At 44.0% G+C, this 3,034-nt stretch carries 3 protein-coding genes; all 3 read right to left on the bottom strand.

The genetic code is table 11. The features are described 5' to 3' along the window. Positions 1-48: 48 nt before the first annotated feature. Complete coding sequence (locus BM278_RS18045) at positions 49-723, bottom strand: replication initiation protein (protein WP_090952487.1); 675 nt, start codon at positions 721-723, stop codon at positions 49-51. Between the two features lie 1,233 nt (positions 724-1,956). Continuing rightward, complete coding sequence (locus tag BM278_RS18030; RefSeq protein ID WP_090952477.1) at positions 1,957-2,526, bottom strand: site-specific integrase; 570 nt, start codon at positions 2,524-2,526, stop codon at positions 1,957-1,959. A 181-nt stretch (positions 2,527-2,707) separates the two neighbouring features. Beyond that, a partial coding sequence (locus tag BM278_RS19075) for a hypothetical protein (protein WP_208601841.1) occupies positions 2,708-3,034 on the bottom strand: 327 nt, incomplete at its 5' end.

Below are 3,034 nucleotides of genomic sequence, written 5' to 3'. Positions count from 1 at the left end.
GGAAAACATCCGCAGGGCTGCTGTCAACCAGCCGAACGCGGCAGCCAATTAGGCTAGCTGCAAGCCCACGGCTTTAGCCGTTGGGTAGTTGACTTCTTTATACTCAAACGCCAGGTCCGTCTTCTCCGCGATTTCCTTTTTTGCCGGGGCAAGGACCCTTTTTTTGAAATTATGGTATTCGAGATACTTGTCGGTCGCCCCCACCATTTTTCGCAGCTCATCGAGCGGAATTTCCACGTCGTTGATAAACTGCCATCTTTTCAAAATTTCATAGATGCGGATCGAATAGCCGCTTTTCAATTCCATTACGTTTTTCAAGCGGTATGTCGTGAATTCTTTTTTCAGCTGAAGCAAATACGGCTTCAGCCGCGGGTCAAAAGACAAGCTGACGCGCCCGGAGTGCTCGTCGTACTCGACATACGAAATCCAGCTCATTTGTTTCAGCTTTGTCCCTTCTTTTATTTCCAATATTTTCCTCATTAAGTTTCGCGTTATCTCGCGCATTTCGCTGTACTTCGGGCTGCCCCGATATCCAAGCAATTCGTAAAAGTGCTGAATCGGCAACGTATACATCTTGAAATCGTCGTCATCTTTATTGATTTGGCTGACGAGATACAAAATAATTTTTTGTTCCGTTACGGTCAACTTATAACTCGCTTCAATCAATATATTCGATTTCGTCACCGAATTATTATTAGATTGCCGCGTAACAGATGGCTCCATCCCCAATCCTCCAACTACAAAAAAAATTTCAATTTTCTGTTTATTTTTTATTTTACATTTAATCCGCAAAATGAAAAAGTACATCTTTGCAAGTGATGTACGCTTTGAAACCAAAAATGTACGGTTTGAACACCAAAAATGTACGCTTTAGCACCAAAAATGTACGGTTTAAACGCCAAAAACGTTGATTTATCAAGGGTTTCGCGGCTCCCTAAAATAATTAAAAAAATATATAAAAAAATATATAAAATATTGCAAAAAGGGATTGCTTGCAAAAACAATCGATTCATGTTAAAAAATTTCCACTTTTGTCATTTAGTGAAAAAACTTGTTTCGCTGGAGCGATATTTGTCGCCCATAGCCGGAGCGCCATCTTATATTCCGCGAAACAACAGAAATTCCGGTGGAAAAATCGGCTAAGCGGGGCTTGTCCGTTCGACAGAAGCGCTACATACTTGGCGGAAAATCCATTATAATTATTAAATATTAAAGGGGATTACAAAAAATCGATTGAGCCCGATTCCGCTCGCGATATCGGCCAAACAGAAGGCAACAGCTAGTTTACAAAAAAATCCATTGAACCGATTGGCCGAACATTGAAAATGATAGACTCATAGAGTTTTATCGCAAACGCCGGAAAAGCGTTTATTTTGGCGTATAACGCGTTTTAAACCCCGGGGCAATGGTTTTCCTATTCGGAAAGAAAAAAACGGCTGTAATGGCCGTTTTTGTACGTTTAACGCGATGTTTATTTTTTGGTGCGATAGCCGCAAACTAGCAAACCGAAGAAACGAAACTCCTTTCTAGCCGTTTTTGCATTGGTTGCTTTTCTTCTCTATTGCGCGCGTGCGGTCTTGTGGATGCGCGCTTCGCGTAGGCGGAAATATTCCTTGCTTTGTTTATAGAAAGGTAGATTGCAAGAAATATTGTTAGGAAGAAAAGAAGAAATAAACGTTGGTTCGTTGATTCATTTATTTACCGGTTTATTGTTTTATAGATTTATTTATTGGTTGGTTGACTAAAATATTCATTTATTTGTTCTTTGGTTTGTTTATTGATTCGAAGAAGTATCCGTTGTAGAACGCTTGGGCGAAAATCGCGCGGCTGTGGAGAGAACCAGCGTGCTAGACCGTTTCGAATCGCTCCGAATGAAGCGAGTGCCGAATTTTGGACGCTTCGGACAAAAGCGGGCGAGAAGGCGGAAAAATGAAAGGGACGGCGCGGTTTTCCAATTTACAAGTCCAATTTCAGCGCGACTTCGTCCATTTGTTCTTGGGTGATGCCGATATAGCGCAGCGTTTCTGCTTGGCTTGAATGGTTCAGAAGCTTTTGGATAATCGCGAGATCCGTCCCTTGCTTGTAGGCGAAATAGCCGAACGTTTTGCGCAAGGAGTGCGTTCCGACGCGCTCCATGACGCCGATCATCTTGGCAGCGCGGTTTAAAATGTAATGGGCGTGCTGGCGGCTGATCGCCCCGCCGCCTTTTTGGCTGCGAAACAGCGGCTCATCGTTTCGCGCGTTTGGCCGTTCCGCCGCCAAATACCGTTCGATCAAGCGGCGCGTCTTTTTGTTCAGCGCAACGATGCGCGTCTTTTTCGTCTTTTTCTCAACGATCTCGAAGCGCTCGACGACACCTTTTTCGTTTCGGACGTCCCCGACTTTCAAGGATAGGATGTCGCTGATTCGCAGCCCCGTATTAATCCCGAGCGTAAACAAAAGCTCATCCCGCAATGACGACGCGCGCAAAATCTTTTTCATCGCCTCGATCTTTTCCCTATCTTTGATCGGCTGGACGGTATGCAAAATGTGACACCTCCTTGTCTACGAAAGAAAAAAGTAAGATTTCGGCGTGAAAAGCGAGAAAACGCAAAAATGGCCTCGCGCTGCTTCTGTCCATCTGTTTCATTCCAAACAAAAATATGACATAACGTGCTTTTGTCAGATATAAAAAAACGCAGCTTGTTTATGTGTAACATTTTCCTCTCTAGCTGGAAAAATTGGCCGCTGGAAAGCGAAGGTTCTTACATTGTTTTGGTGGTAGGACAAACAACGATTTCGATTCAAGAATAATAGATGTCACTCGATGTTTTGCCAAATATGCGCAAAAACCAAAACGAAATCGCTTTTCCGCAACTTCCGCGCCTCCTAAAAAGAAGGCGCCCCAAAAGGGCCCCTCCGTTCCGCGCTGCCGTATAATACGCATTGCAGTGTGGGAGAATTTTAACATAGTTCCGAAAGAAGTCTCCCGCTTCAAGCGCGTGAAGGGCATAGCCCAGCGATAAGCGGGAGATGAATTTCGATTGGCGTTAGC

Source organism: Parageobacillus thermantarcticus (assembly GCF_900111865.1).
GTDB lineage: Bacteria > Bacillota > Bacilli > Bacillales > Anoxybacillaceae > Parageobacillus > Parageobacillus thermantarcticus.
The sequence above is the reverse complement of the archived record's forward strand: the minus strand, read 5'-3'. Positions and strand labels throughout refer to the sequence as shown.

What these genes read in the sequence shown, in the direction of transcription:
- BM278_RS18045 (WP_090952487.1), bottom strand. Translation starts at nt 723, where the DNA reads ATGGAGCCATCTGTTACGCGGCAATCTAATAATAATTCGGTGACGAAA.